Consider the following 24,908-nt stretch of genomic DNA (forward strand, 5'->3'; position numbering starts at 1 on the left):
GTGCCGTCCGGGCGCCGCTCCCCGAGCTGGGTCGCCCCCGGGGACTGGAACGCGTTCTTCGGGCTGGCGCTCGACAACACGACCCAGCTCGTCATCCTGTCGAGCCTGCTCATCGGGGTGTTCAAGTTCCCCGCTGACCTCGTCCTTGGACGCATGGTTCCCGGCACGGCGGCTGGCGTGCTGGTCGGTGACCTGGTCTACACCGCGCTCGCCATCCGCCTCATGCGGCGCACCGGACGTGACGACGTCACGGCGATGCCCTTCGGGATCGACACGCCCTCGCTCTTCGGCATCGTTTTCGGCGTGCTGGGTCCCGTGATGCTGCTGACCGGCGACCCGGTACTCGCCTGGAAGGTGGGCATGGGCGTGACCGTGGCGATGGGCGCGCTCAAGCTCGTCCTCGCCTTCGCGGGCGACCGGGTTCGGAGAATCGTGCCGCGCGCGGCCCTCCTGGGATCGATCGCCGGCGTCGCCATCCTGCTCGTCGCCTTCCTGCCCGCGCTCAAGGTCTTCGCCGATCCGCTCGTTGGGGTGACCTCGCTGACCATCGTCCTTGTTGCACTGGTTGGACGTGTGAGGCTGCCGGGCGGCGTGCCCGGGGCCTTCGCGGCGGTCGCGGCGGGCGCGGCGGTGTTCTGGCTGCGGGCGGCGTGGGGCGCCGGGCCCGCCTCGCTCGCGGCGCCCCCTGTGGCGCTCGCCCTGGCCATCCCGTGGCCGACGCTGTCGTGGGTGCCCGCCTTCGGCGCCGTGCTGCCGTACCTGCCGCTCGCCGCGCCCTTCGCGATCGCCACCGTGATCGGCGGCATCGACAACACCGAGTCCGCTATTGCAGCGGGCGACGAGTATCGAACGCGGGACATCCTCCTGACGGAGGCGGTGGCGACGGCGGTGGCGGGGCTCTGCGGCGGCGTGATCCAGAACACGCCCTACATCGGGCATCCGGCGTACAAAGCCATGGGCGCGCGCGCCGGCTACACGCTCGCGACCGCGCTGGTAATCGGCGTGGGCGGGGCGGTGGGCGCGGTCTCGGTCCTTGTGAGCGTGCTGCCGGAGGCTGCCGTCGCGCCCATCCTGATCTTCATCGGGCTCGAGATCACGGCGCAGGCCTTCGTCGCCTCACCGGCTCGCCATGCCGCCGCCGTCGCAGTGTCGTTCATCCCCGCCGTTGCGGCCCTTGTGCTGATCGAGGTAACGAGCTTCCTGGCGTCGGTGGGCCGGAGCCCGGGGGACCTGGCAGGCGAGGGCAAGGCGGCCTTTCAGCACCTCCTCGTCCTCGGCAACGGCTTCATCGTGACGGCGCTCTTGTGGGGGTGGGCGCTGGCGTCCATCATCGACGGCCGCCTCGGGCGCGCGGCAGCCGTGTTCGTCGCCTGCGCTGCCGCCACGCTCTTCGGGCTCATGCACTCACCACTGCCGAGCGGCGCGCTCTTCTGGCCGTGGTCGGCGGGGGGCAGCGGGGCGCTGGCGCTGGCAGCGGCTTATGGCGTCGGCGCGGGGTTCCTGCTCGCGCTGGCCCACGCCCAGAGCCGGACGCGCGAGGGGCGCTAGCGGTGGAGCAGGGCGAGCATCTCGTCGTCCCTCTTGAACTTGAGCTCTTCGACGCGGGCTAGGGCGGCGCGGGCGCGCTCTTCGGCTTCAATCCGCTGGACGTCCGCGTAGGTCACCGGCGAGGCGCCGGCCTTCTGGAGCGCGGCGCTGACCGCGTCCAGCACGCGCTGGGCTTCGGCAGCGGGCCGCTTGGGCCGGGCCTGGAGCCAGTTGACGACGTGCTTGATGCCCGTCTCGGCGTCGAGCTTGGCTCGGCCGACGACGCCGTCGCTGGCCCGCCGGGCCCATCCGACAACGAAGATCCCCGCGAGCGGCTGCCCTTGCTCGGGATCCCAGACCTGGTACGCCGCGGCGGGATCCTGCTCGGCGCCCGGGGCGGTGACGTAGAGGCCTTCCTTGTACGGCAGCCCGAACCGCTCGTCGACCCGGTCGCCGACGGCGAAGACCACCGTGTCGCAGGGGATGCGCGAGACTTCACCGGTGCCGACGGCATTGATGCGCTCGCCCTTGCGCTCGAGCCGCGTCTCCTCGACCTCGAGGGCGACGACGCGACCGCCCGCGGCGATCACGCGCTTCGGTGAGGCGAGAAAGCGAAAGCGAAGCCGCGCCCTCGTTGGCTCGGCGGGCTCGGGGTTGCCGGCAAGGGCCTTCAGGAGGTCGTTGGGGTTTTGGCCTACGGCTTCCAGGCGCGGACGGATACGCTCGAGCTCCTGGCGGTAGAGCTCCCGGTCGAAGGCGTCTTCGACGTCTTCGAACTCCTTGTCCTCGTACGCCTTCTCGAAGGGGCCCCGCCGCGCGATCGCCACGATCTCGTCACAGTCGCAGTAGTGGGCGCAGTAGTTTGCGACGTCGACCATCACGTTGCCCACGCCGACGATGGCCACCCGGCGCCCCATGGGGAACTCCCGCTCGGCGAAGGGCGGGAGCCGGTTGTAGTGATAGACGAGGTCCTTGGCGTGATAGACCCCCGGGAGCCGCTCGCCCTCGACACCGAGGTACTTGGTGCCCTGGGCGCCGATGGCAAAGACCAGCGCGTCGAAGCCCAAGCCCTGCAGCTGGGTGACGGTGAGGGGCCCGTCGGGCCCGACGGGCACATGGCCCAGGTACGTGACGCGCGGGTCGGAAAGGATCTTCTGGAACTGGCGCCGGAGCCCGCCCTTCATCTTGTACTTGTCGAGGAAGATGCCGTACTCGGCCAGCCCGCCGGGCTTGATGTCCCGGTTGAGGAGCAGGACGCGGCAGCCCGCGGCGGCCAGGGCCCGCGTCGCGAAGAGGCCCGCGGGGCCGGCGCCCACGACACCGACCACGCGTCCGGGCTCGTCCGCCATGGTGCCGGAACATAGCACGGGGCCCGTCCGGCTGTGAATGAGTCATTTGGCTTGACCGTCCTACGGGCGTGATGATATTCGAGTAATGGACTTGTGAATCTCGTCACTAATGCCCGAACGGGGTGGCAGGCTACCGAGGTCTTGCCAAGCACCGCAGGTCTAGGAGGAGAGGATATGCGCAAGGTTGTGAGGCAGGCGGCAGCGGTAGCGGCGTTCGCGACAGGCGTGATCGTTGCTCTTGGCCCCTCGGCTCCTGTGCTGGCGCAGGGGGCGTGGGAGGCGCCGACGATGGAGAAGGCGAAGAAGAACCCGCTTCCTGCAAACGCGGCGACCGTCGCGCAGGGCAAGAAGGTGGCCGAGGTCAACTGCGTGTCCTGCCACGGCGCCAAGGGCAAGGGCGACGGGGCGGCGGCGGTGGCGCTCAATCCCAAGCCCGCAGACTGGACGTCCAAGAGAGTCCAGGCCATGTCGGACGGGGAGATCTTCTGGAAGCTCAGCACCGGCCGGGGCGCCATGCCTTCCTGGAAGTTCCTGCCGGAGAACGACCGCTGGGCCGTGGTCCGCTACATCCGCTCGCTCGGAGGCAAGTAGCGCTCCGGGCTGGGCCCGGCGCTTCGGAAGTTTGTGCGCCACGTGCACGCCGCGTAGCAGTAATATCTGGCCGGGTTGCCCATGAGCGACGAGCGGCCGTCTCCTGATTCGAGCGCGCAGGTCCTGAAGGACTCGTTGGACGAGATCCGCCAGAGCCTCGACGCGCTCGCCGATCGCCTCCAGCGACTGGAGGCGGCGCCCAGCGGTTCGCCGCCTACGCCTCGTGTCACGCCCGCCGACAGTCCCCCCGCCGACAGTCCCCCCGCCGACGGTCCCGATGACCGCGACGCGCTCTCGGTCGGTCAGGAGATCCTCGCCATCCCGTCTTCGGGGCTCGAGCCCGCCCAGGTCTTCTCCCTCGCCATGGATCGGGTCGCGCGGCTGCTGTCCGCCGATCGCGCCATGCTCTTCATCTGGGAGCCAGATGGCTCTCGCCTCGTGGCCTGCGCCGGGCGAGGGTTCCGGCGCGATGATCTCGAGACCATCTCCATTAAAGCGGGAGACGGACTCGTCGGCCAAGCCTTCCAGGACGAGCAGATTCTGCGCTCCTCGAGCCGCGCCGTCAGCGTCGCCGAGGACCCGTTTCTGGCGCTCTTCCCGGTGCGTGACGCCGTGGCCGTGCCGATCCGCGCCGCCGGGCACGCGGCTGGGGTCCTCTACGCTGGCCGCCGCGCGCCGCGCCCGGCCTTCTCCGAGCAGGAGGTGCTGCTGCTGCTCGTGATCGCCGACCGCGTCGGCACGGCCCTGGCCCACCGACAGTTCGTCGAGACCACGGGGGGCCACATCCGCCGACTCCGTGAGCTCGAGGTCTTCCTGGGCCACGTGCTCGTGGGCCAGGAGAGGGAGGACATGCTCTCGCGGGCTTGTGAGGTCGCGTGCCGCCTGGCGGGCGTGCGCGTCGCCGCGTTGGGCGTGCCGGCCGGGTCGGCGGGCCTGTCGCTCGCCGCGGCCTCGGGGCTGCCGGCCGGGGCGGTCAGCTCCTGGCGGGCGGACACCGGCTACGGGCTGACCGGCGAGATGTTCGCGACACATCGCCCCGTGCTGTGCCGCGACATCCAGAGCCGCGATGGGTGTGAGAACGATGTGCTCCGCGAGGCGGGACTGCGCGCCTGTCTCGTGGTTCCCGTCCGACTGCGGCACCAGACCGTGGGCGCGCTCTACCTCGCGGATCCCGAGGCGCGCGAGTTCACGCCGGACGAGGTGGCCACTGTCCAGGTGCTGGCCTCGCTCCTCGCGCTGGGGATGGAGAACAATCGGCTCTACGGCGAGGTCAGGACCGCCTTCGAGGGGATGGCGTCGGCCCAGGACCAGCTCGTCCAGACGGAGAAGGCCCGCGCCGTCGGCGCCATGGCGGGCGGTATCGCCAACGAGTTCAACAACCTCCTTGCCATCGTGCTGGGGAAGACCCAGCTTATGCTGACCCGAGCCCCCGAGGGACCCTTGCGCGAGGGGCTCGCCGCGGTTGAGGAAGCGGCGTGGCGGGCGGCGGACTTCGTACGACGGCTCCAGGGCTTCGCGGCGACGAGCATGGACGACGGCACGGGCCCGGTGGACTTGGCCGCGGTGGTGCAGGACGCCGTCGCGCTGACGCGCGCGCTCTGGAAGGACGAGGTCGAAGCTCGCGGGGCGCCGATCGAGGTGGTGACCGACGTCGACCGGGTCCCGCCCGTGGAGGGGCAGGCGGCCGCGCTGCGCGAGGCGGTGATGAACCTGATCCTGAATGCCGTGGACGCCATGCCGCGCGGCGGGCGCCTGGGCCTGACCCTCCGGCGGGTCGACGCCGGCGTGGAGCTCCACGTGTCGGATGGGGGCGAAGGAATGCCCGAAGACGTGCGGCGCCGCATCTTCGATCCCTTCTTCACCACGCGCGCCCCGCACCGGACCGGGCTCGGGCTGTCCGTCGTGCACGGGGTCGTCAACCGGCACCGCGGCAGCGTCCGGGTGAGGAGCGAGCCCGGCGGGGGTACGACGGTGACGCTCTCGTTTCCGGCGGCTCCCGGTCACACCGTGGACTCGCGCATGCCCCAGATGCCTGCGATTCCAGAGATGCCTGCGATGCCCGAGATGCCTGTGATACCCGAGATGCCCGAAATGCCCGAGATATCCGTGATCCCCGAGATGTCCACGATGCCCGTAATGCAGGACCCACCCGAAGACGAGATTCGCGCCGCCGCAACCGTCTCCATTCTCGTGCTCGAAGACGAAGAGCATATCCGTACCATGCTGGTGGAGGCTCTGACCGGCGCCGGCCATAGGGTCGAATCGGCGACCGACGGGCTCACGGGCCTGGCGCGCTTCCAAGGCGGGGCCTTCGACGTGGTCCTGACCGATCTCTCGCTGCCCGAGTGCTCGGGGCTGGATGTGGCGCGCTCGGTCAAGCGCATGCGTCCGGAAACGCCGGTGGTGCTCATCACCGGGTGGGGACACCTCCTCGACCCCGAGCGACTGCGCGACAGCGGCGTCGACCTCATGCTGGTCAAGCCGTTCCGCTTCGAGCGCGTCCTGTCCGTGCTCGGCGACGCCCTGCGGCTGCGACCAATCGTATAGCGCGCCTCGAAGTAAGGCGGCTGGCTGCCATCGACCTCGGCACCAACACCGTCCGCCTGCTCATCGTGGAGGCCTCCGGCGCCAAATGGCGCGGGCTGCACGCGGAGCAGCGCGTGACGCGGCTGGGAGAGGGGCAGGCGGGGACGGGCATGCTCCAGCCGGCCGCGATGCGGCGGACCGCGGAGGTCGTTGCCGCCTTCTGCCGTCGGGCGGAAGACCTGGGCGTCCACGATGTGCGCATCGTCGGCACCAGCGCTGTCCGCGAGGCGACCAACGGTGCCGAGTTTCTCGCCCAGGTCCATTCGTGGAGTGGCCGGCAGGTGCGGGTGATCTCGGGCGAGGAAGAAGCGCGGCTGACTCTCCTCGGCGTGACTCAAGGGCTGCCCGACCTGAAGGGCCATTTCCTTCTCTTCGATATCGGCGGCGGCAGCACCGAGTTCGTGCTTTCGCGCGCAGGGCGCGCGCCTCTGGCCGTGAGCGTAAAACTCGGAGTAGTCGAGCTCGCCGAGCGCTTCATGGACCAGGGCCCCGTCGATCACACGCGGCACGACGCGATGGCCGCCGAGGTCGGGGCCCGGCTCGCCGCCGGCCTCACCGAGCCGATCCTCCGCCACGGCGCGCCGACACTCGTGGGCAGCGCGGGCACAGTGACGACGCTGGCGGCCCTCGATCTCAACCTCGAGTCCTACGACGCGGCGCGAGTGCACGGCCACCGCCTCACGCGCGTGGTGGTGGCGGGGCTCTGCGCGCGCCTCGCGGCCCTCAGCCTGGCCGAGCGCGCCGCCCTGCCGTGCCTCGAGCCCGGCCGGGCCGACCTGATCGTCCCGGGCTCGGCGATCTGTCTCGCGGCCCTGGACAGGCTCGGCTTCGATGCCCTCATGGTCAGCGACCGGGGTCTCCGGGAGGGCATCCTGTATGAGATACTGGCTGAGCACTGAGAGGGGACATGGCGAACCGATCGGGGCAGTGGAGGGTCACGGATCTAGCAAACGTGCCGGCAAACTGGGGCCCTCGCTCCGCCCGGTGGGCGTGGCTCGAGCTGGTGCTGCCGCTCTTTGCCACGGCGGTCCTCCTGGTCTTCCACAAGCCCCAGTACATGCCGACGATCTTCGTCGAGAGCGCGACCTCGCCGGTGGCCTGGGTAGCGTGGGCACTCCTGGGCGCCATGGGCGGGGTGTTGGCCTTCTCGGGTCTGCTCGTGGTTTTCTTCCTTGTCTACTCGCCCGTCTACCTGGCCGGCAAGGCGCCCATGCTGGTGGGCAAGGGCGCCTGGACCGACCGTCGAGAGGTCCGCTTCTACGGGCTCTGCTTCGTGATTCTCTGCGTGCTGGTGGCGCTCCTCTTGTGGGATTGGCGCTGGTTCGTGTCCGCCTTCCTGCTGCTGACGGGCTTCGCGCCGACGTTCTGGCGGGCGCTGGTCTGAGCGCCCGGAGTTGACAGGCCGCGGCGCCCTGACTATCCTTGACGAACGGATATGGATGACATAGCGGTCTTGGTGCTCAACTATACGTACGAGCCGCTGCATTTCACCAGCGCCAGGCGTGCGGTGACGCTCCTGCTCGCCTGCAAAGCCGAGAGCGTCGAGTCGTCGCCGCGCGTGATCCGCTCGCCCTCACGCGCCTTCCCGCTGCCCGCGGTGATCCGACTTGCCGCCTACATCCGCAAGCCGTTCCTCGAGCGGGTCGCGTTCAACAAAAAGAACATCCTCCGCCGCGACGGGTACACCTGCCAGTATTGCAGCCGGCGCGGTGAGAAGCTGACCGTGGACCACGTCATGCCGCGCTCGCGGGGCGGGCAGACCACGTGGACCAACGTCGTCGCGGCCTGTCTCCGGTGCAATCTCTTCAAGGGAAACCGGACGGTGGAGGAGGCCCGCCTGCGGCTCATCCGCGAGCCGGTGCACCCGCAGTTCCTGTTCTCGGTGCACCTCATGCGGCACCCCCACGCCACGAGCTTCCTCGACTCGTGGCGGAAGTACCTCGTCGCGGTCCCGTCCTCCCCCTGAGCGCGTTGTTCAGGCTGTCCTCGGAGTTCTCGCCCGCGGGGGACCAGCCGCGCGCAATCGAGCGCCTGAGCGAGCTGCTCGCCGAGGGACGCCGGCACAGCGTCCTCCTCGGCATCACGGGCAGCGGCAAGACCTTCACGCTCGCCAACGTCATCGCGCAGCTGGGCCGGCCGGCGCTGGTCATCTCTCCGAACAAGACGCTGGCGGCGCAGCTCTACGGCGAGTTCAAGTCATTTTTCCCCGCCGGCGCCGTCGAGTTCTTCGTCTCCTACTACGACTACTACCAGCCGGAGGCCTACATCCCGCAGTCGGACACCTACATCGAGAAGGACGCGCTGGTGAACGACGACATCGACCGCATGCGCCACTCGGCGACGACGTCGCTCTTCGAGCGGCGGGACGTCGTGGTGGTCGCCTCGGTCTCGTGCATCTACGGCATCGGCGCCCCGGAGACCTACCAGGGCATGAATGTTGGACTGGAGGTCGGGCAGGTGATCGAGCGCGACGCGCTCATCCGGGGCCTGGTCGCCATCCAGTATGAGCGCAACGACGTCGACTTCCGCAGGGGGACGTTCCGGGTCCGCGGCGACGTCGTGGAGATCTTCCCGGCAGCCGCGGAGTCGGAGGCCCTCCGCGTCGAGTTGTGGGGAGACACGGTCGAAAAGCTATCGACCCTGGATCCGCTGCGGGGGGTGACGACGGGTTCTGCGTCGGTCGCGAGGATCTACCCCGCGAGCCACTACGTCACGCCGGCCGACCAGCTCGAGCGCGCGGTCGCGGGCATCATGGAGGAGCTGGGCGAGCGGCTGCGGTTCCTCAAGGGGCGCAACCGGCTGCTGGAGGCCCAGCGGCTCGAGCAGCGGACGCTCTTCGACATGGAGATGCTGCGGGAGATCGGCTACTGCCACGGCATCGAAAACTACTCTCGGCATCTGTCCGGGCGCAGGCCGGGGCAGAGCCCGCCGACCCTGATGGATTACCTTCCCAAGGACGCCCTCGTCATCATCGACGAATCCCATGTGACGGTGCCGCAGATACGCGGCATGTACCCGGGGGACCGGTCGCGCAAGGAGGCGCTCGTCGAGTACGGCTTCCGGCTGCCGTCGGCCTTCGACAACCGGCCGCTCAACTTCGACGAGTTCACGGCCATGGTGCCGCAGACGCTCTACGTGTCGGCGACACCGGGGCCGTACGAGCTCGGACGGGCGGGCGGGCGCCGGGCGGGACCGGGCACGCCGTGGGAGGGCGGGGCCGTGGCCGAGCAGATCATCCGGCCGACCGGGCTCATGGATCCCAAGATTACCGTGCGCCCGGCGGGCGTCCAGGTCGACGACCTCATGGCGGAGGTGCGCGCCCACGCGGAGGGCGGCGAGCGGGTGCTCATCACGACGCTGACGAAGCGCATGGCCGAGGACCTATGCGAGTACTACCAGCAGAACGGGCTCAGGGTGCGGTACCTGCACTCGGACATCGACACGCTGGACCGCGTGGCGGTGATCCGCGAGCTGCGAATGGGCAAGTTCGACGCCCTGATCGGCATCAACCTCCTTCGGGAGGGGCTCGATCTGCCCGAGGTCTCGCTCGTGGCGATCCTCGACGCCGACAAGGAGGGCTTCTTGCGCTCGGCGACTTCGCTCATCCAGACTGCCGGCAGGGCGGCCCGCCACGTCAACGGCGAGGTGATCATGTACGCGGACACGGTGACGGGCTCGATGCGGGAGGCGATCGCCGAGACGGAGAGGCGGAGGGTAGTCCAGGAGGTGTACAACAAGGAGCACGGCATCACGCCTGAGTCCGTCACGCGCGGAATGAAGGATCTCCTCGACAGCGTGCCGGAGCGCGACTACTACACGGTCGAGGTGCCCAAGGAGACCGAGCCCGTGTGGGAGAGTCCTGCGGCGCTCCGGGCGCACGTGGCCGAGCTCGAAGGGGCCATGAAGGAGGCCGCTCGGCGCCTCGACTTCGAGCGCGCCGCGGAGCTGCGCGACCGGATCAAGGCGCTCCGGAAGGCCGAGTTGGGCGTGCGCTGAGGGGCGCCCCACCCGCCATGCTCGTCAAGTGGACCCTGGTGTTCTTCGTGGCCCTCTCACTGGGCCTCGTTGTGCTATCGAAGGTCATTGCGTTCTTCAACCCGCCGCGCGCGGGACGCCCGCGTGCGCCCGTGCTGCGCCGGATCGATCGTATGCTGCGGTGGACCGTCCTCGTCCCCGCGGTCCTCGGGCTCGTCGTCCTCGCGGTGACGCTGTGGCTGGCCGCGTAGCGGCGGCCGACTTCGCGGCCAAGCTCGCCCAGCTGCCCGACCGGCCGGGCGTCTACCTCTACAAGGACGGCAAAGGGCAGATCGTCTACGTCGGCAAGGCCGCCTCGCTCCGAAGTCGCGTACGCTCCTACTTCCAGGCGTCGCGGGCGCGCGATGCGAAGACGGACGCGCTCGTCGGGCAGATCCGCGATCTCGAGTGCATCGTCACGGGCAACGAGCTCGAGGCGCTCATCCTGGAGTCCAATCTCGTCAAGAGGCACCGGCCGCGCTACAACATCATCCTCCGTGACGACAAGCACTACCCCTTCCTCAAGCTGACCACCAACGAAGAGTACCCGCGCCTCGTCGTCGCGCGGCGGGTGCAGCGGGACGGAGCGGCCTACTTCGGGCCCTTCTACCCGGCGACCGCGATGCGGGAGACGCTGAGACTCGTGCGCCAGCTCTTCCCGCTCCGGACCTGCAGGATCAAGATAGACGGCAAGAAGTCGCGCCCGTGCCTGCAGTACTACATCCACCGCTGCAACGCGCCGTGCACCAGCCTGGAGACCAAGGAGGGCTACGACCGCACCGTGCGCGAGGTCGAGCGCTTCCTGGCGGGGAAGAACGACGGCCTGGCGCAGGAGCTGACGGCGCAGATGGAAGCCGCGGCGGGGGAGGAAAAGTTCGAGCAGGCGGCGCGGCTGCGCGACCGTGTCCAGGCGCTCAACACGGTTCGCGAGCGGCAGAAGATCATCTCGACCGAGGACAGCGACCAGGACATCGTGGGTGTCGTCCGCCAGGGGCAGGACGCCTGCGTCCAGCTCTTCTTCGTGCGGCGCGGCAGGCTGCTCGGGCGCGAGTCCTTCTTCTTCGACCGGCTGTCGGGGTCGAGCGAGGGAGAGGTCCTCTCGGCCTTCCTGCGCCAGTTCTACGCGCGCGAGGTCGTGCCGCCGCCGGAGATCCTCCTCTCGGTGGACGTGCCCGAGGCCGAGCTGACCGGCGAGTGGCTGGCCGGGCGCCGCGGCGGCCGCGTGGAGCTCCTGGCGCCCCAGCGCGGGAGAAAGCGCGAGCTCGTGGCGATGGCGGAGGAGAACGGCGCGCTGGCGCTCCAGAGCCATCTCCTCTCGCGGGGCAACCGGACGCAGGCGGTGCTGGACGAGCTCCAGCGCGCGCTCGGCCTGCCGGAGCCGCCCCACCGCATCGAGGCCTTCGACGTCTCGACCTTCCAGGGCGGGGAGACCGTCGCCTCCATGGTGGTCTGGCAGGACGGGGACATGAAGAAGGACGACTACAAGCGCTACCGGATCCGGACGGTTACGGGGACCGACGATTTCGCCGCCATGCACGAGGCCGTGAGCCGGCGCTACGGGCGAGTCCTCGAGACTGATGGTGTCCTCCCCGACCTGATCCTGCTGGATGGCGGGCGGGGCCAGCTGGCAGCGGGGCTGAAGGCGCTGGAGGCCATCGGTCTCGACTACGTGCCCATGGTGTCGCTGGCCAAGCGGGCGGAGGAGGTCTACACGCCGGACCGGCTCGAGCCGCTCGTGCTGGACCTGACATCCCCCGCGCTCCACGCGCTCCAGAGGGTGCGCGACGAGGCCCACCGCTTCGCCGTGACCTACCACAAGAAGCTCCGCACCCGCCGGACCATCAGTTCGGTGCTGGATCAGATCCCCGGCGTGGGACCCGCGCTCAGGACCAGTCTGCTCAAGACCCTGGGTTCGGCCCGGGCGGTGCGCGGGGCCTCGGTTGCCCAGCTGGCGGCCGTGCCCAAGGTACGGCCGAAGCTCGCCCAGCGCATCCACGACTTCTTCCACCCGGCGCCTGCAGGGGAGGAACCATCCGGGGCCGAACCGGGTTAGACTATGCGACATCTCACGAAGGGGGGTGAATACATGAAGAAGATTCTGATAGCTCTGGCCCTGGTGTTGGCGACCGCCGGCGCGGCGTTCGCGAACCAGTGCCCACTGCTGGTCAAGCAGATCGAGGACGCGACCGCCGGAAAGACCGACGACGCGTCCAAGAAGGCGGTGGCCATGGCCGCCGAGGCCAAGGCGCTGCACGCCGCCGGCAAGCACGCCGAGTCGGTGCAGAAGGCCAAGGATGCCGCTGCGGAAATCAAGCTGGAGCTGAAAATGAAGCAGTAGGGTCTCGACCCCCGGGGGCTGACCGCCCGCCCCCGGGGACCTTTCTTGCGTCCCGCCTGCTAAGTGTGGGAAAATCAGCGCGAATATGGCCACCGACGACCGCGTAGAGCGTTATCCCTTCCGCGAGATCGAGTCGAAGTGGCAGCGGGTCTGGGAGGAGAGCGGTCAGTTCCGCGCCACCGAGGATCCCGCGCGGCCGAAGTACTACTGCCTCGAGATGTTCCCGTACCCGTCCGGACGCATCCACATGGGCCACGTGCGCGTGTACACGATCGGGGATCTCCTGGCCCGCTTCAAGTGGATGCGCGGCTACAACGTGCTCCATCCCATGGGGTGGGACGCCTTCGGGATGCCGGCCGAGAACGCCGCCATCGACAACGGCGTGCACCCCGCCGTGTGGACCCACGAGAACATCGCCAACATGAAGACGCAACTCCGGCGGCTCGGCATGTCCTACGACTGGGATCGCGAGCTCGCCACGTGCGACCCGTCCTACTACCGCTGGGAGCAGCTGGTTTTCATCCGCATGTTCGAGCGCGGCCTCGCGTACAAGCAGCGATCGAGGGTCAACTGGTGCCCGTCGTGCCAGACCGTCCTCGCCAACGAACAGGTCGAGAACGGGCGCTGCTGGCGGTGCGACTCCGAGGTCGTGCCCAAGGAGATCGAGGGCTGGTTTTTCAAGATCACCGACTATGCCGAGGAGCTCCTGGCCTGGTGCGACAGGCTGCCCGGCTGGCCCGAGCGGGTGTTGACCATGCAGAGGAACTGGATCGGGAAGAGCGAGGGCGCTGAGTTCGAACTTCCTGTGGCGGAGCGCCCGGACCTCCGCGTCACGATCTTCACCACGCGCCCCGACACGTCGTTCGGCATGACGTACGCGGTGCTGGCCCCGGAGCATCCGCTCGTGGACAAACTCGCGATGGATGAGCAGGAGCGCGCCCGGGTCACTGCCTTTCGGCAGGAGGTCGGCCGCGAATCCGAGATCGAGCGCATGGCGGCCGACCGCTCGAAGCGCGGTATCCGGCTCAACGCGCGCGCCGTCAATCCCTTCACGGGGAAGGAGATGCCGCTCTTCATCGCGGACTACGTGCTCATGGGCTACGGCACCGGCGCCATCATGGCCGTTCCGGGAGAGGACCAGCGCGACTGGGACTTCGCCAAGCAGAACGGGCTGGACATCATCGCCACCGTCAAGAGACCCGACGGGTGGCAGGAGACCCAGGCGTACCTCGGTGACGGCGTGAAGATCAACTCGGGCTTCCTCGACGGCTCTACCGTGGAGGAGGCCAAGCGCAAGGCCATCGACTGGCTCGTGTCCAAGGGCATCGGACGGTCGAAGATCAACTACCGACTGCGCGACTGGGGCATCAGCCGCCAGCGCTACTGGGGCGCGCCCATCCCCATCCTCTACTGCGAGACCTGCGGCATGGTGCCGGAGCGGGAGGAGAACCTGCCCGTGGTGCTGCCTCAGGACGTGCAGATCAGCGGCAAGGGCGGCTCGCCCCTGGCCGAAGTCGCCACGTTCGTGAACGCAACGTGCCCGAAATGCGGCGGTCGTGCCCGGCGAGACACCGACACCATGGACACGTTCGTCGAGTCCGCCTGGTATTTCATCCGCTACTGCTCGCCGCGGTACGAGCAGGGGATGTTCGAGCGGTCGGCGGCCGAGTACTGGATGCCGGTAAACCAGTACATCGGCGGCATCGAGCACGCGGTGCTGCACCTCCTGTACGCGCGCTTCTTCACCAAGGTGCTCCGCGACCTCGGGATGATCACGCTCGACGAGCCGTTCGCGGCCCACCTCTCGCAGGGCATGGTGATCAAGGACGGCGCGAAGATGTCGAAGTCCAAGGGCAACGTCGTGGACCCTGACGACATGATCCGGCGTTTCGGAGCGGACGCGACACGGCTCTTCACGCTGTTCGCGGCGCCGCCCGAGCGGGATCTGGAGTGGACGGAGAGCGGCGTCGAGGGCGCCTCACGCTTCCTGAACCGGCTCTGGCGCTTCGTCCGCGCCCACGCCGACGAGATCAAGGGCGCCGGGCGCGCGCCCGACGCGCTCTCGGAGTCGGGAAAGGTTTTCCGGCGCGTGATCCACGAGGCCGTCGCGCGCGTCACGGCCGACGTCGAGCGGGACTTTCACTTCAACACGGCGATCAGCGCCGTCATGGAGTTGGTCAATGCACTCCACGAGTTCGAGCGGGACTCGCTCGATCGCGTCGTCGGGGCCGAGCGCGCCGGCCTGCTGCGGGAGGCGGTGGAAACGGCGCTCCTGCTCTTAGGACCCGTGTGTCCGCACATGACCGAAGAGCTGTGGCAGGCGCTCGGGCACGGCGAGAGCCTCTTCCGTCAGGCTTGGCCAGCCGCGGACGCGGGCGCCCTCGTGCGCGAGCAGGTGACGGTGGTGGTCCAAGTGGACGGCAAGGTCCGCAGCCGACTGACCGTGGACGTCGCGGCTCCCGAGCAGGCCGTCCGAGAGCAGGCCCTCGCCGAGGACAAGGTCCGCCCCTGGATCGACGGCCGGGTGGTTGCCAAGGTCGTGGTCGTGCCCGGCCGCCTCGTTAATATCGTGACGCGGTCATGAGCCGGCGCCGCGCGATTCGCGCTCTGCTGTCTGCCGCGCTCCTGCTCGCCGCGGCCGCGGGGGGGTGTGGCTACTCGCTCAGGGGCAACCTGCCCGACCACCTCAAGACGGTGTCGGTGCCGGTGTTCAGGAACCGGACGACCGAGGCTGGGGCGGAGAGCACGATCACCTCGGCCGTGGTCAACGCGTTCACGAGCAGCGGCAGACTAAAGGTAGTTTCGCTCGACGACGCGGACTCGGTCCTCGACGGGGAGATTACGGGCTACCAGGTCCAGTCGCTCACGTATGACAGCAGGCTCAACCTCCGGTCCTACCGCCTGACGGTGACGCTGAACGTCCGCTTCCGCGACCTTCGCCGCACCGAGATGCTCTGGCAGCAGAACGGCCTCGTCGAGGAGGTCTCCTTCGACGTTGCCGGCCAGGTCTCGGACACGATCAGCCGCGAAGAGGGAGCCGTGAAGCAGGCGGCTCTTGAGATCGGCCGGAAGATCGTCGGTCACGCGGTCGACCGTTTCTAGTGCAGTACGCGGCCTGGCTCCAAGGGCTGACACGGGGGCAGGCGGCGCCCGTCGTGCTGCTCCACGGACCGGAGCCCTTCCTCATCGAAGAAGCTCTGGCCACGCTGACTCGCGCCGTCTGTCCTGATCCCGGGCTCTTGGTCATGTCCCGCGAGGTGCTCGAGGCTCGCGAGGCGGGGGCCGAGGGCATCGTGCGGGCTGCGGAGACGCTGCCGTGGGGAACGCCACGGCGGCTGGTCGTAGCTCGCGGCGTCGAGGGGCTCGGCCCGACGCAGGCCGAGCCGCTGGTCGAGTACCTGCGCGCCCCGAACCCGAGCACGGTCCTGGCCGTGACGGTGCCTCAACCGCTCGCGGGGTCCCACTGGCTCCTGAAGGCGGTGCCCGCCGGGGGAGCCGTCGAGATCCCCCAGCTCACCGGGCGCGCGCTCGCGGGCTGGCTGCGCGCCCGCGCCTCCGCCGACGGTTTAGAGCTCGAGGAGGAGGCGGCTCTGCTGCTCATCACCCTCGTTGGCGACGATCCTGCCGCCTTGGCCGGCGAAGCCGTGAAAGCCGCTCTCGCGGGCGGGCCCGAGAACCGGCGCGTCGGAGCGGTCGAGGTGCGCGCGGTGGTGGGCGAGCACCGCTCGCACGAAGTCTTCGAGCTGACGCGGGCCGTGGAGCGGCGGGACGCCGCCGCAGCGTTGTCTCTGCTCGAGCGCCTGCTGGGGGCCGGTGAGGAGCCGCTGCGCCTCCTCGCCATCCTTGCGGCGCAGGCGCGGCGAGCGACGCTGCTGGCGGCGGCGAGGCGCCTCGAGCGCTGCTGGCAGGCCGAGCGCCGGCTCAAGCTGGGCGGCGCGCCGCGTCCGGAGCTGGCGATTCTCGTCGCTGACCTGTGCGAGGCGTGAGCTCGGACGCCCTCGCGTGGGCGCTCGCCACCGTGGGGGTGCTGTCGCTTCACGCCGCCGCCGCAGTTCCGGCCGCGGCTTCATCTCTTACCGCCGGGGCCGCTTCTCTCGAAGTCCAGCTGCCGGCCGGAACGCCGCTCGCCGGCTACGGCGGTTTCCCGCGGCGCGCGTGGATCCCCGATTTCCTCGGGCGGTTCCCCAATACGTTCTGGTTCAACCGGTCCAGCGGCGTCCACGATCCGCTCCGCGTGCGTGCGCTGGCATTTGAGTCCGGCGGCCTCAGAGTTGTCTGGCTCTCCGTGGACCTGGTCGCCGTCGACCCGACCATGGTCGCGGAAGTGCGCGCGCGTCTCGCGGACCGGGGCGGCGAGCCGCCGATCCTCATCGTCTCGGCGTCGCACACGCACTCGGGACCAGGCGCCTACGCGGATTCGGCTTTCTGGGCTCTCGTCGCCGCCGATCGGGAATCCCCGGCGGTGCGGAAGGCCATTCTCGACGCCATGGAGAAGGCGGCGCGGGAGGCTCTACGGCGACGGGCTCCGGCGCTCTTGGCGTGGGGGAAGACCACGGTGACGGGCGTGGCCATGAGCCGCCTCGACCAGCCGCTCGATCCGGAACTCGGCCTCCTCAAGGTAATGGGCGCCGACGGCCGTCCGGTCGCCCTCGTATGGAACTACGCGGTCCACGGCACCGCGCTAGGCCGCGCGAACTCGCTCCTCTCGGGCGACCTTATGGCGGACGCATCGGCGAGACTCGAGAGGGAGACGGGGGCGCCGGTGCTCTTCGTCAACGGCGCGGCGGGAGATGTCAGCCCGAGGCAGCGGGGCTGGCCGGGCGTGGAAAGCGCCGGCGCGGCACTGGCCTCGGCCGCGCTGGCCGCGTGGCGAACACTGCCGCCCGGTCGCGACCTGACCCTCCACGCTGTCCGGAGCCAGGTGTCGCTGCCCGGCCCCGCACTCTCGGTGCGCAACTGCACAGGCCGCTGGGTGCCGGCGGCGCTCCTGCTCGGGCTTGACTGGACTCTGCCGTCGTCAGCCGGTCTCACGGCTGTGCGCATCGGGGGCACGGCGTGGGTGACGGTCCCCGGCGAGCTCCAGACGCGGCTCGGTCTCGACATCAAGACTGCCGGACGGCGGACCTTCGAGGAAACTTTCGTCGCCGGGTACAGCAACGACTATCTCGGGTATTTCCTCACGCGCCGGGATTACGCCCAGCCGAGCTACGTCGCCTGCGGCAGTCTATACGGCGAGAACGGCGGGGAGACCCTGCGGGACTCTGCGATTGAACTGCTCGACCGTTTGGCGAAGCAGGGGCCCCGCGGCTGATGGGGGGGCTAACTCGCGACCGAGCGGGCCAGGGCCGACTTCTTGCGGGCGGCGGTGTTGCGGTGGATGATGCCGCGGCTCACGGCCCGGTCGAGGATGCGGATGGCCTCGAGCACGGCCTCTTTCGCCTGCGGGGTCTTCTCGGTCACCGCCGCGCGCGCCGTCTTCACGGACGAGCGGATGGTGCTGCGCACCGCGCGGTTGCGCAGGCGTCGCTTCAGGTTCTGCTTGATCCGCTTTTTGGCGGAGCGGGTGTTGGCCACGGCGAACTTCCTCCCTTGGCAAAAACGCGCATGAAACGCGTGACGGCGTCCTGAATGCCTTGCGCGTTGAACGACAGTAGACGGTACCGTCCATGTCCGCGACTGTCAAGGGCAATGTCGCCGTGAGCGAAGCCCAGCGGGCGGTGCAGCACAGGGTTGTGCGGGCCGTGGGCGTCATCGGGGCCGCCACCCTCGGAAGCCGCGTGCTCGGCTTCGTGCGCGACATGGTCATGGCGCGGGCCTTCGGCGCGGGGCCGGTGACCGACGCCTTCTTCGTGGCCTTCCGCATCCCCAACCTGCTCCGCCGGCTTCTGGCCGAGGGGGCGCTGTCCACCGCCATCATCCCCGTCTTCACGGAATACCTGGAACGGGCCGGCCGAGCAGAGTTCGGCCGCATGGTCCGAGCGGTCACGGGTGTCGCCATGGTAGTCCTGTGCGTTGTCTCGGGCCTCGGCATGCTGCTCGCGCCGTGGATCGTACGGGTGATGACGCCGGGCTGGGCCGACGATCCCGAGCTGATCGGGCTGGCCGGGAGGCTGACGAGCCTGATGTTCCCGTACCTCCTGCTCGTGGGGCTTGCCGCACTGGCGATGGGAGCGCTCAATGCTCAGCACCGCTTCTTCACCGCGGCCTTCGGCCCGGCGGTGCTCAACGTCGCGATGATCCTCTCGGTGCTCGTCCTGGCGGGCAGGATGTCGCCGCCGGTCTTCGCCCTGGCAGTGGGTGTCCTCGTCGGCGGCGCTGGCCAGCTGCTCGTCCAGCTGCCTGAGCTGGCGCGGCTGGGAGTCCCGCTCCGTCCCTCGGTCGAGTGGTCGCATCCCGCCGTCAGGTTGATTGCCGGCAGGCTCTGGCCCGCGGTCTTCGCGCTGGCTGCGGTCCAGGTGACGGTGCTCGTGAACACGCTCCTGGCCTCGTTGCTGCCCGAGGGCACCGTGTCCTATCTCTATTACGCCGACCGCGTGATGGAATTCCCCCTCGGAGTATTCGGCGTCGCCCTTGCGACGGCGGCCCTGCCCAGCATGTCGGGCCAGGCCACGCGGGGAGAGCATCGCGCGCTGACCGACATGCTCGGCTTCTCGCTCCGGCTTTCGGTATTCGTCGCGCTGCCCGCGGCTGTCGGCCTGATCGCGCTCGGCCATCCGATCGTCAGGCTGCTCTTCGAGCGCGGTGAGTTCACGCCTTCTGACGCGGTCGCGACGACCCAGGCCCTGGCTGGCTACGCGGTCGGCCTGCCCGCGTTCTCCGCCACGCGGATCGCTGCGCAGACCTTTTATGCGCTGGGCGACACGCGGACGCCCGTCTGGGCCGGGCTCGCATCCGTCGCCGCCAACGTCGTCCTTGCGCTCGTCCTCATGTGGCCGCTCCAGCACGCGGGGCTCGCGCTGGCTACCTCGCTGTCGGCCTACGTCAACCTGCTGCTGCTCTGCTGGCTCCTGCGCCGGCGGCTCGGGCCGATCGGGGGCCGGCAGATGGCGGGTTCGCTGCTGCGCACGGGCGGCGCGTCGGCCGCGCTCCTCCTCTGGTGCGTCTGGGCCGGCGCGCGGCTGGGCGCGGGGTGGGCCGGCGCCGCGTGGACGGCGGGCGCGCTTGCCGCGGGTATGCTCGTCTACCTGCTTGCGGCCGCGGCGCTCCGGGCGCCTGAGCTCGGCGTTCTCTACGGCATGCTGCGGCGGCGCGGGCAAACCTTGCCGGGGGCGGGGAGCGGGTGATAGACTTCGTCATGCTTTTGCGGTGGGTCGGGTTCGCCCCGGTCACGGCCTCGGCAGTACGGAAGGGCCGGTACCGGGGCGTCGCTGTGTCCGGGCCCCGGAGAGCCTGATGGACGTGGTCCGCGAGTTTTTCGCCGCCCTGCAGACGGAGCGGGGCGCCTCACCCCACACGCTCGCCGCCTACCGCCGCGACCTCGCCGGGTTCACCGCGTTCCTCGGTCGGCGCCGGCGCTCAGTGGCGACGGCGCGCGTGGACGACCTCAGCGACTATCTCGAGGACTTGAGGCGCCGCGGGCTCGGGGCTCGGACCGCGGCGCGGCATCTCTCCGCCGTCCGCGGCTTCTATCGCTTTCTCCTGGCCTCGGGTGAGATCCGGCGGGACCCGACCGAGCACCTCGAATCGCCGCGCCCGCCGCGCAGGCTGCCGCGCACGCTCTCGATCGAAGACGCGGGGGCTCTCGTCGAGTCGCCGGATCTCTCTGCCCCGGAGGGCCTTCGGGACCGCGCCATGCTCGAGCTGCTCTACGCCTCAGGGCTGCGGGCCTCGGAGTGCCTGACGCTCAGGCTCGAGGACTGGAACGTCACGGCGGGGTACGTCACGGCCACCGGCAAGGGCAGCCGCCAGCGCCTCGTGCCGGTCGGCGCCCAGGCGCTCCGGTGGGTGGAGCGCTACGTGTCCACGTCCCGCCCAGGCATCGTCAGGCGGAGCGACCCAGGGACCCTCTTTCTCAACCGCTACGGCCATCCGCTGTCGCGGCAGTCCCTCTGGTCCGTCATCAAGCGCGCGGCGAGGCGGGCGGGGCTGCGGAGCGCGGTTTCCCCGCACACCCTGCGCCATTCCTTCGCGAGCCATCTGCTGGAGCGCGGCGCCGACCTGCGCTCGGTCCAGGCGATGCTCGGTCACGCCGACATCGCGACGACGCAGATCTACACCCACCTGCCATCCTCCGCCGTCCGGGCGATGTACCGGAAGTTCCACCCCCGCGCGATCAGCAAGGCGAGCTAGGACATGGCCAGGCACGGACACGCGTACCCACAGGTCGAGCCGCGCGCGGCCGATCTCATGGATCGGCGGGTGGCGAAGGTGCCGGGCTCCACGAGCGTGCGGAAGGCGCTCGATGTAGCGCGGGCCGCGGGCGCCCAGGTGGTGACGGACCTCCGCGCGGCGGCGCGCCGGGAGGACCTCGAACGCGCGGAGTCATGGGGCTTCGGGAGATGGCGCTGGCTCGACATCGCCCATGTCGGCCTGCCCTCGGTGACGGCCGGAACGGGGGAGATCGCCGTGAGGCGGCTGCTTCAGGGCGGCGCCCCCGCCGTCCTCGTACTCGAAGGTCGGCGGGCCGTGGGCATCGTCGAGCCATCGCCCCGTCCGGCGACGTCCGCCAATTGGACAGTCGCGAAACTCGAGCGCCTCCAGGGCGGAGACGGAGAGGCGAGACTCTGGCTGCTGCGCACCGCGAGCAAGCTCGCCGAGGCGCAAGGGCGGGCGGTCTTTGCCGTCGGCGGCTTCGTCCGGGACCTCCTCCTCGTTCGCGCGCCAGCGCGTGTGCCCGACCTCGACCTCGTCGTGGAAGGTGACGGCATCGCCTTCGGGCGGAGGCTCGCGGAGGAGACGGGCGGTCACCTGGTGGTCCACGCCGCCTTCGGCACGGCGTCCCTCGAAGGCGGTACGACACCCGATGGCACTCGAATCGGGCGCGTGGATATCGCCTCCTCGCGTCGCGAGCGTTATGGCATGCCGGGCGCCCTGCCGGACGTGAGCCCGGCTTCGATCGACGAAGACCTTGGACGGCGCGACTTTTCGGTCAATGCGATGTCCGTCGCGCTGGCGCCATCCGCGTGGGGCCGCCTGCTCGATCCCTTCGGCGGCCAGCGCGACCTGGCCGCGAGGCGCCTCCGGGTCCTGCACCCGCTGTCCTTCGTCGAGGATCCGACGCGGATCTTCAGAGGCGCTCGGTATGCGGCGCGACTCGGGCTCAAGCCGGATGCGTGCTTCAGCAGAGCGCTCGCGCTGGCGTGGAGGGCGGGCGAGTATCCGGCCCTCTCCGGACAACGGCTCCACGCGGAGCTGGACTTGGTGATGGACGAGCCGGACCCCTGGAGCGTACTCGGCCTGCTGCTCGGCTGGGGAGCCTTGAGAATCTGGGATCCCGGCTTTCGCATGACCCGCCAGAGCCGCGGGCGCCTCAGTACCGCGCGAAGCCTCGCCGCCTGGGCCCACGGCGCGGGCGTCGCTGTCGAGGCGGGGGGGTTGGCCCTCGTGGCGCTGCTCTTCGATCAGCCGCAGGCCACGGCGGAGCGGTGCCTGCGGAGGCTCGCCCTGGCGGGCGTCGACGCCGCGCGGCTCGACCCCGCGACCGCGCGCTCCCTGGCGCGGCGTGTCGGGGCGCAGGTCCAGCGGCGGCCGAGCCAGGTCGCCGAGATGCTCCGGCCCGCGCCGGAGGCGGCCCTGCTCGGAGCGTGGCTCTGCGGCGGCCGCAGGGCGCGCGGCAGGATCGAGTGGTTCCTGGGGCAGGGGCGCGGCACGCGCCCGCTGTCGTCGGGCGACGACGTCGTCGCGGCGGGCGTGCCGCGCGGGCCGCGGGTGGCGCGGGTGCTCGCCCTACTGCGCGACTTGAGACTCGACGGGCGCGTGCGGACGAAGGACGATGAGCGCGCGGCCGTCGCCGATTGGATCGAGGCGCTGACGAGGAAAGGAGAGTCCCGGTGACCCCGAAATTCATCTTCGTGACGGGTGGCGTCGTGTCGTCCCTGGGCAAAGGGCTGGCGGCCGCCTCCATCGGCTCGCTGCTCGAGGCCCGCGGCTTCCGCGTGACGCTGCTCAAGATGGACCCGTACATCAACGTGGACGCGGGCACCATGAGCCCCTACCAGCACGGCGAGGTCTACGTCACCGACGACGGCGGCGAGACCGACCTCGACCTCGGGCACTACGAGCGCTTCACCTCCGCCCAGACGACGCGCGACAACAACATCACCACGGGCAAGGTGTACGGCACGGTCATCGAGAAGGAGCGGCGCGGGGACTACCTGGGCCGCACCGTGCAGGTCATCCCGCACATCACCGACCAGATCAAGGCCTCGATACGCAAGGTCGCATCCGGCGTGGACGTGCTCATCGTGGAGATCGGCGGCACGGTGGGCGACATCGAGGGGCTGCCGTTCCTCGAAGCGGTCCGGCAGTTCAAGAAGGACGTTGGCAAGGACAACGTCATCTACGTTCACCTGACCCTCGTGCCCTTCATCCAGGCCGCGGGCGAGCTCAAGACCAAGGCGACGCAGCACTCGGTCAAGGAGCTGCGCGCGATCGGGATCCAGCCCGACGTGTTGCTGTGCCGGACCGACAAGGAGCACCTGCTCACGCCCGCCATCAAGTCGAAGATCGCGCTCTTCTGCGACGTGGAGGAGGAAGCCGTCGTCGCCGCGCGCGATGTGGACACGATCTACGAGGTGCCGCTGGCCTTTCACGAGCAGGGGCTCGACGAGAGCATCTGCAGGCTCCTCGGCCTCCCCCAGCGGCCCGCCGATCTCTCGCGCTGGGAGGAGATCGTCCGTCGCGTCAAGGCGCCCCGCGGCCGGGTGCGGATCGGGATCGTCGGCAAGTACATCGAGGTCAAGGATTCGTACAAGAGCCTGTACGAGGCGCTGGCGCACGGCGGGATCGCCCACGAGGTGGCGGTGGACGTGGCCTGGGTCGACGCCGAGCGCCTCGAGCGCGAAGGGCTGGCCGGCCACGTCGAGGGGCTCGACGGCATCCTGGTGCCGGGCGGCTTCGGCGACCGCGGCATCGAGGGGAAGATTCAGGCGATCCGTTACGCGCGGGAGCGCAAGGTGCCGTACTTCGGGATTTGCCTCGGCATGCAGTGCGCCGTGATCGAATACGCGCGGCACGTGTGCGGCCTCGAGGGCGCCAACTCGACCGAGTTCGACCCCAAGCCCGCGCACAACGTCATCGACCTCCTGCCCGAGCAGCGCAATATCACGGACAAGGGTGGCACGATGCGTCTCGGCCTCTACCCGGTGGTCCTGGCAGAAGGCACGGCGGCCTCGCGGGCCTACGGGCAGGGGGCGATCCAGGAGCGCCACCGCCACCGCTACGAGGTCAACAACGACTACCTGACGACACTCGAGGCGGGCGGGCTCCGCATCTCCGGGATCTGGGCCGAGAAGCAGCTGGTTGAGATCGTCGAGCTGCCCGGCCATCCGTGGTTCGTCGCGGGGCAGTTCCACCCGGAGTTCCGCTCCAAGCCGTGGGCGCCGCACCCGCTCTTCGCGGCGTTCATCCGCGCCGCCATGGACCACCAGGCCGCGACATGACGGCGGAGCCGCGCACGCGGCCGGTGCGGGTGGCTGGCGGCGTCGTCATCGGCGGCGGCGCCCCGCTGGCGCTCATCGGCGGCCCGTGCGCCATCGAGGACGAGCGCCACGCCCTGATGATGGCCGAGCGCCTCCGGCGCATCACGGACGACGCCAAGGTGCCCTTCATCTACAAGTCCTCTTACGACAAGGCCAACCGCTCGTCGGTCCACTCCTATCGGGGGCCGGGGCTGAAGGAGGGCCTGCGGATACTCGGGCGCGTCAAAGAGGCGATCGGGCTGCCCGTGCTCTCGGACGTCCACGACGTCTCGGAAGTCGGTCCGGCCGCCGAGGTGCTCGACGTGCTCCAGGTGCCGGCCTTCCTCTGCCGCCAGACGGACCTGCTCCTCGCCTGCGGCGGCACGCGCAAGCCGGTGAACGTGAAGAAGGGACAGTTCCTGGCGCCGCGGGACATGGGCAATGTCGTGGAGAAGATCCGATCGACGGGCAACGAGGCCGTCCTGCTCACGGAGCGGGGCGCCTCCTTCGGCTACAACAACCTCGTGGTCGACTTCCGCGGGCTTCCGATCATGCGCGGCTTCGGCTGCCCCGTGATCTTCGATGCGACGCACTCGGTTCAGCTCCCCGGCGGAGCGGGAGATCGCTCCGGCGGCGAGCGGCAATACGTTCAGGCGCTGGCGCGGGCTGCCGTAGCCGTCGGGGTGGATGCCCTCTTCATGGAGATCCACGAGGACCCTGACCGGACGATGCCCGACGGCCGCCTGCTCTCCGACGGGCCGAACATGCTGCGGCTCGACGACCTGCCGCGGCTGCTCGAGGAAATCGGAGCCATCGTATCCGGCCTCACCACCGTATCCAGGCTAAGAGGTCCGGCGCGGTGACGGATCGCGAGCGGTTGCTCGC

21 protein-coding genes are annotated in these 24,908 nt (G+C 69.9%); 19 read left to right on the forward strand and 2 right to left on the reverse strand.

What is annotated here, in order from left to right; genetic code table 11:
• Positions 1-1,548, forward strand: a complete 1,548-nt coding sequence (locus VGV06_18905) for an MFS transporter (GenBank protein ID HEV2057214.1) — start codon at positions 1-3, stop codon at positions 1,546-1,548.
• Here VGV06_18905 and VGV06_18910 read toward each other — a convergent pair.
• Positions 1,545-2,876 carry an FAD-dependent oxidoreductase gene (locus VGV06_18910; protein HEV2057215.1) on the reverse strand — a complete coding sequence of 444 codons (1,332 nt, stop codon included), beginning with the start codon at positions 2,874-2,876 and terminating at the stop codon, positions 1,545-1,547. The genes VGV06_18905 and VGV06_18910 overlap by 4 nt on opposite strands.
• Before the next feature lie 174 nt (positions 2,877-3,050).
• On the opposite strand from VGV06_18910, the gene VGV06_18915 reads away from it, so the two are divergent.
• The 13 genes from VGV06_18915 (at position 3,051) to VGV06_18975 (ending at position 17,716) form a co-directional block, all read left to right on the forward strand.
• Entirely contained in the window at positions 3,051-3,467 is a 417-nt protein-coding gene (locus tag VGV06_18915; GenBank protein HEV2057216.1) for a cytochrome c, read from the forward strand.
• Between the two features lie 81 nt (positions 3,468-3,548).
• Positions 3,549-6,014 carry a GAF domain-containing protein gene (locus tag VGV06_18920; GenBank protein HEV2057217.1) on the forward strand — a complete coding sequence of 822 codons (2,466 nt, stop codon included), beginning with the start codon at positions 3,549-3,551 and terminating at the stop codon, positions 6,012-6,014.
• A 65-nt stretch (positions 6,015-6,079) separates the two neighbouring features.
• On the forward strand, positions 6,080-6,952 hold the full coding sequence (locus VGV06_18925; protein HEV2057218.1) for a Ppx/GppA phosphatase family protein: 873 nt from the start codon (positions 6,080-6,082) through the stop codon (positions 6,950-6,952).
• A gap of 8 nt (positions 6,953-6,960) precedes the next feature.
• Positions 6,961-7,437, forward strand: coding sequence for a hypothetical protein (locus tag VGV06_18930; protein ID HEV2057219.1), 477 nt, complete (start codon positions 6,961-6,963; stop codon positions 7,435-7,437).
• 51 nt (positions 7,438-7,488) lie between these two features.
• Complete coding sequence (locus VGV06_18935) at positions 7,489-8,019, forward strand: HNH endonuclease (protein ID HEV2057220.1); 531 nt, start codon at positions 7,489-7,491, stop codon at positions 8,017-8,019.
• A 5-nt stretch (positions 8,020-8,024) separates the two neighbouring features.
• Positions 8,025-10,049 (forward strand): excinuclease ABC subunit UvrB, encoded by a 2,025-nt coding sequence (uvrB, locus tag VGV06_18940; protein ID HEV2057221.1) that lies wholly within the window; start codon positions 8,025-8,027, stop codon positions 10,047-10,049.
• A gap of 17 nt (positions 10,050-10,066) precedes the next feature.
• Complete coding sequence (locus VGV06_18945) at positions 10,067-10,279, forward strand: hypothetical protein (protein ID HEV2057222.1); 213 nt, start codon at positions 10,067-10,069, stop codon at positions 10,277-10,279.
• Positions 10,264-12,120 carry an excinuclease ABC subunit UvrC gene (gene uvrC / locus VGV06_18950; GenBank protein HEV2057223.1) on the forward strand — a complete coding sequence of 619 codons (1,857 nt, stop codon included), beginning with the start codon at positions 10,264-10,266 and terminating at the stop codon, positions 12,118-12,120. The genes VGV06_18945 and uvrC overlap by 16 nt, the downstream gene beginning before the upstream one ends.
• Positions 12,121-12,153: 33 nt before the next feature.
• The gene (locus VGV06_18955; protein HEV2057224.1) at positions 12,154-12,405 is read left to right on the forward strand and encodes a hypothetical protein; all 252 of its coding nucleotides are present in this window, start codon (positions 12,154-12,156) and stop codon (positions 12,403-12,405) included.
• Between the two features lie 85 nt (positions 12,406-12,490).
• Positions 12,491-14,989 (forward strand): leucine--tRNA ligase, encoded by a 2,499-nt coding sequence (gene leuS, locus VGV06_18960; GenBank protein HEV2057225.1) that lies wholly within the window; start codon positions 12,491-12,493, stop codon positions 14,987-14,989.
• Positions 14,986-15,507 carry an LptE family protein gene (locus VGV06_18965; protein ID HEV2057226.1) on the forward strand — a complete coding sequence of 174 codons (522 nt, stop codon included), beginning with the start codon at positions 14,986-14,988 and terminating at the stop codon, positions 15,505-15,507. Before leuS ends, VGV06_18965 begins: the two co-directional genes overlap by 4 nt.
• A complete protein-coding gene (gene holA, locus VGV06_18970) occupies positions 15,507-16,391 on the forward strand; it encodes a DNA polymerase III subunit delta (protein HEV2057227.1) in 885 nt (294 codons plus the stop codon). The genes VGV06_18965 and holA overlap by 1 nt, the downstream gene beginning before the upstream one ends.
• The gene (locus tag VGV06_18975) at positions 16,388-17,716 is read left to right on the forward strand and encodes a neutral/alkaline non-lysosomal ceramidase N-terminal domain-containing protein (protein HEV2057228.1); all 1,329 of its coding nucleotides are present in this window, start codon (positions 16,388-16,390) and stop codon (positions 17,714-17,716) included. The genes holA and VGV06_18975 overlap by 4 nt, the downstream gene beginning before the upstream one ends.
• A gap of 8 nt (positions 17,717-17,724) precedes the next feature.
• Here the strand turns inward: VGV06_18975 and rpsT are convergent, their stop codons facing one another.
• Positions 17,725-17,979 carry a 30S ribosomal protein S20 gene (gene rpsT, locus VGV06_18980; GenBank protein HEV2057229.1) on the reverse strand — a complete coding sequence of 85 codons (255 nt, stop codon included), beginning with the start codon at positions 17,977-17,979 and terminating at the stop codon, positions 17,725-17,727.
• Between the two features lie 92 nt (positions 17,980-18,071).
• Between rpsT and murJ the strand changes: the two genes are divergently transcribed.
• The 5 genes from murJ to kdsA all read left to right on the forward strand — a co-directional run bounded on the left by murJ (position 18,072) and on the right by kdsA (position 24,886).
• Positions 18,072-19,688: a murein biosynthesis integral membrane protein MurJ gene (gene murJ, locus VGV06_18985; protein ID HEV2057230.1), complete on the forward strand. Its 1,617-nt coding sequence runs from the start codon at positions 18,072-18,074 to the stop codon at positions 19,686-19,688.
• A 109-nt stretch (positions 19,689-19,797) separates the two neighbouring features.
• Positions 19,798-20,694, forward strand: a complete 897-nt coding sequence (xerD, locus tag VGV06_18990; protein ID HEV2057231.1) for a site-specific tyrosine recombinase XerD — start codon at positions 19,798-19,800, stop codon at positions 20,692-20,694.
• 3 nt (positions 20,695-20,697) lie between these two features.
• On the forward strand, positions 20,698-22,398 hold the full coding sequence (locus VGV06_18995; protein ID HEV2057232.1) for a hypothetical protein: 1,701 nt from the start codon (positions 20,698-20,700) through the stop codon (positions 22,396-22,398).
• Positions 22,395-24,005: a CTP synthase gene (locus tag VGV06_19000; protein HEV2057233.1), complete on the forward strand. Its 1,611-nt coding sequence runs from the start codon at positions 22,395-22,397 to the stop codon at positions 24,003-24,005. Before VGV06_18995 ends, VGV06_19000 begins: the two co-directional genes overlap by 4 nt.
• Positions 24,002-24,886 (forward strand): 3-deoxy-8-phosphooctulonate synthase, encoded by an 885-nt coding sequence (gene kdsA, locus VGV06_19005; protein HEV2057234.1) that lies wholly within the window; start codon positions 24,002-24,004, stop codon positions 24,884-24,886. The genes VGV06_19000 and kdsA overlap by 4 nt, the downstream gene beginning before the upstream one ends.
• The last annotated feature ends 22 nt before the right edge of the window (positions 24,887-24,908 follow it).

The sequence above is a fragment of the Candidatus Methylomirabilota bacterium genome (assembly GCA_035936835.1).
GTDB lineage: Bacteria > Methylomirabilota > Methylomirabilia > Rokubacteriales > CSP1-6 > AR37.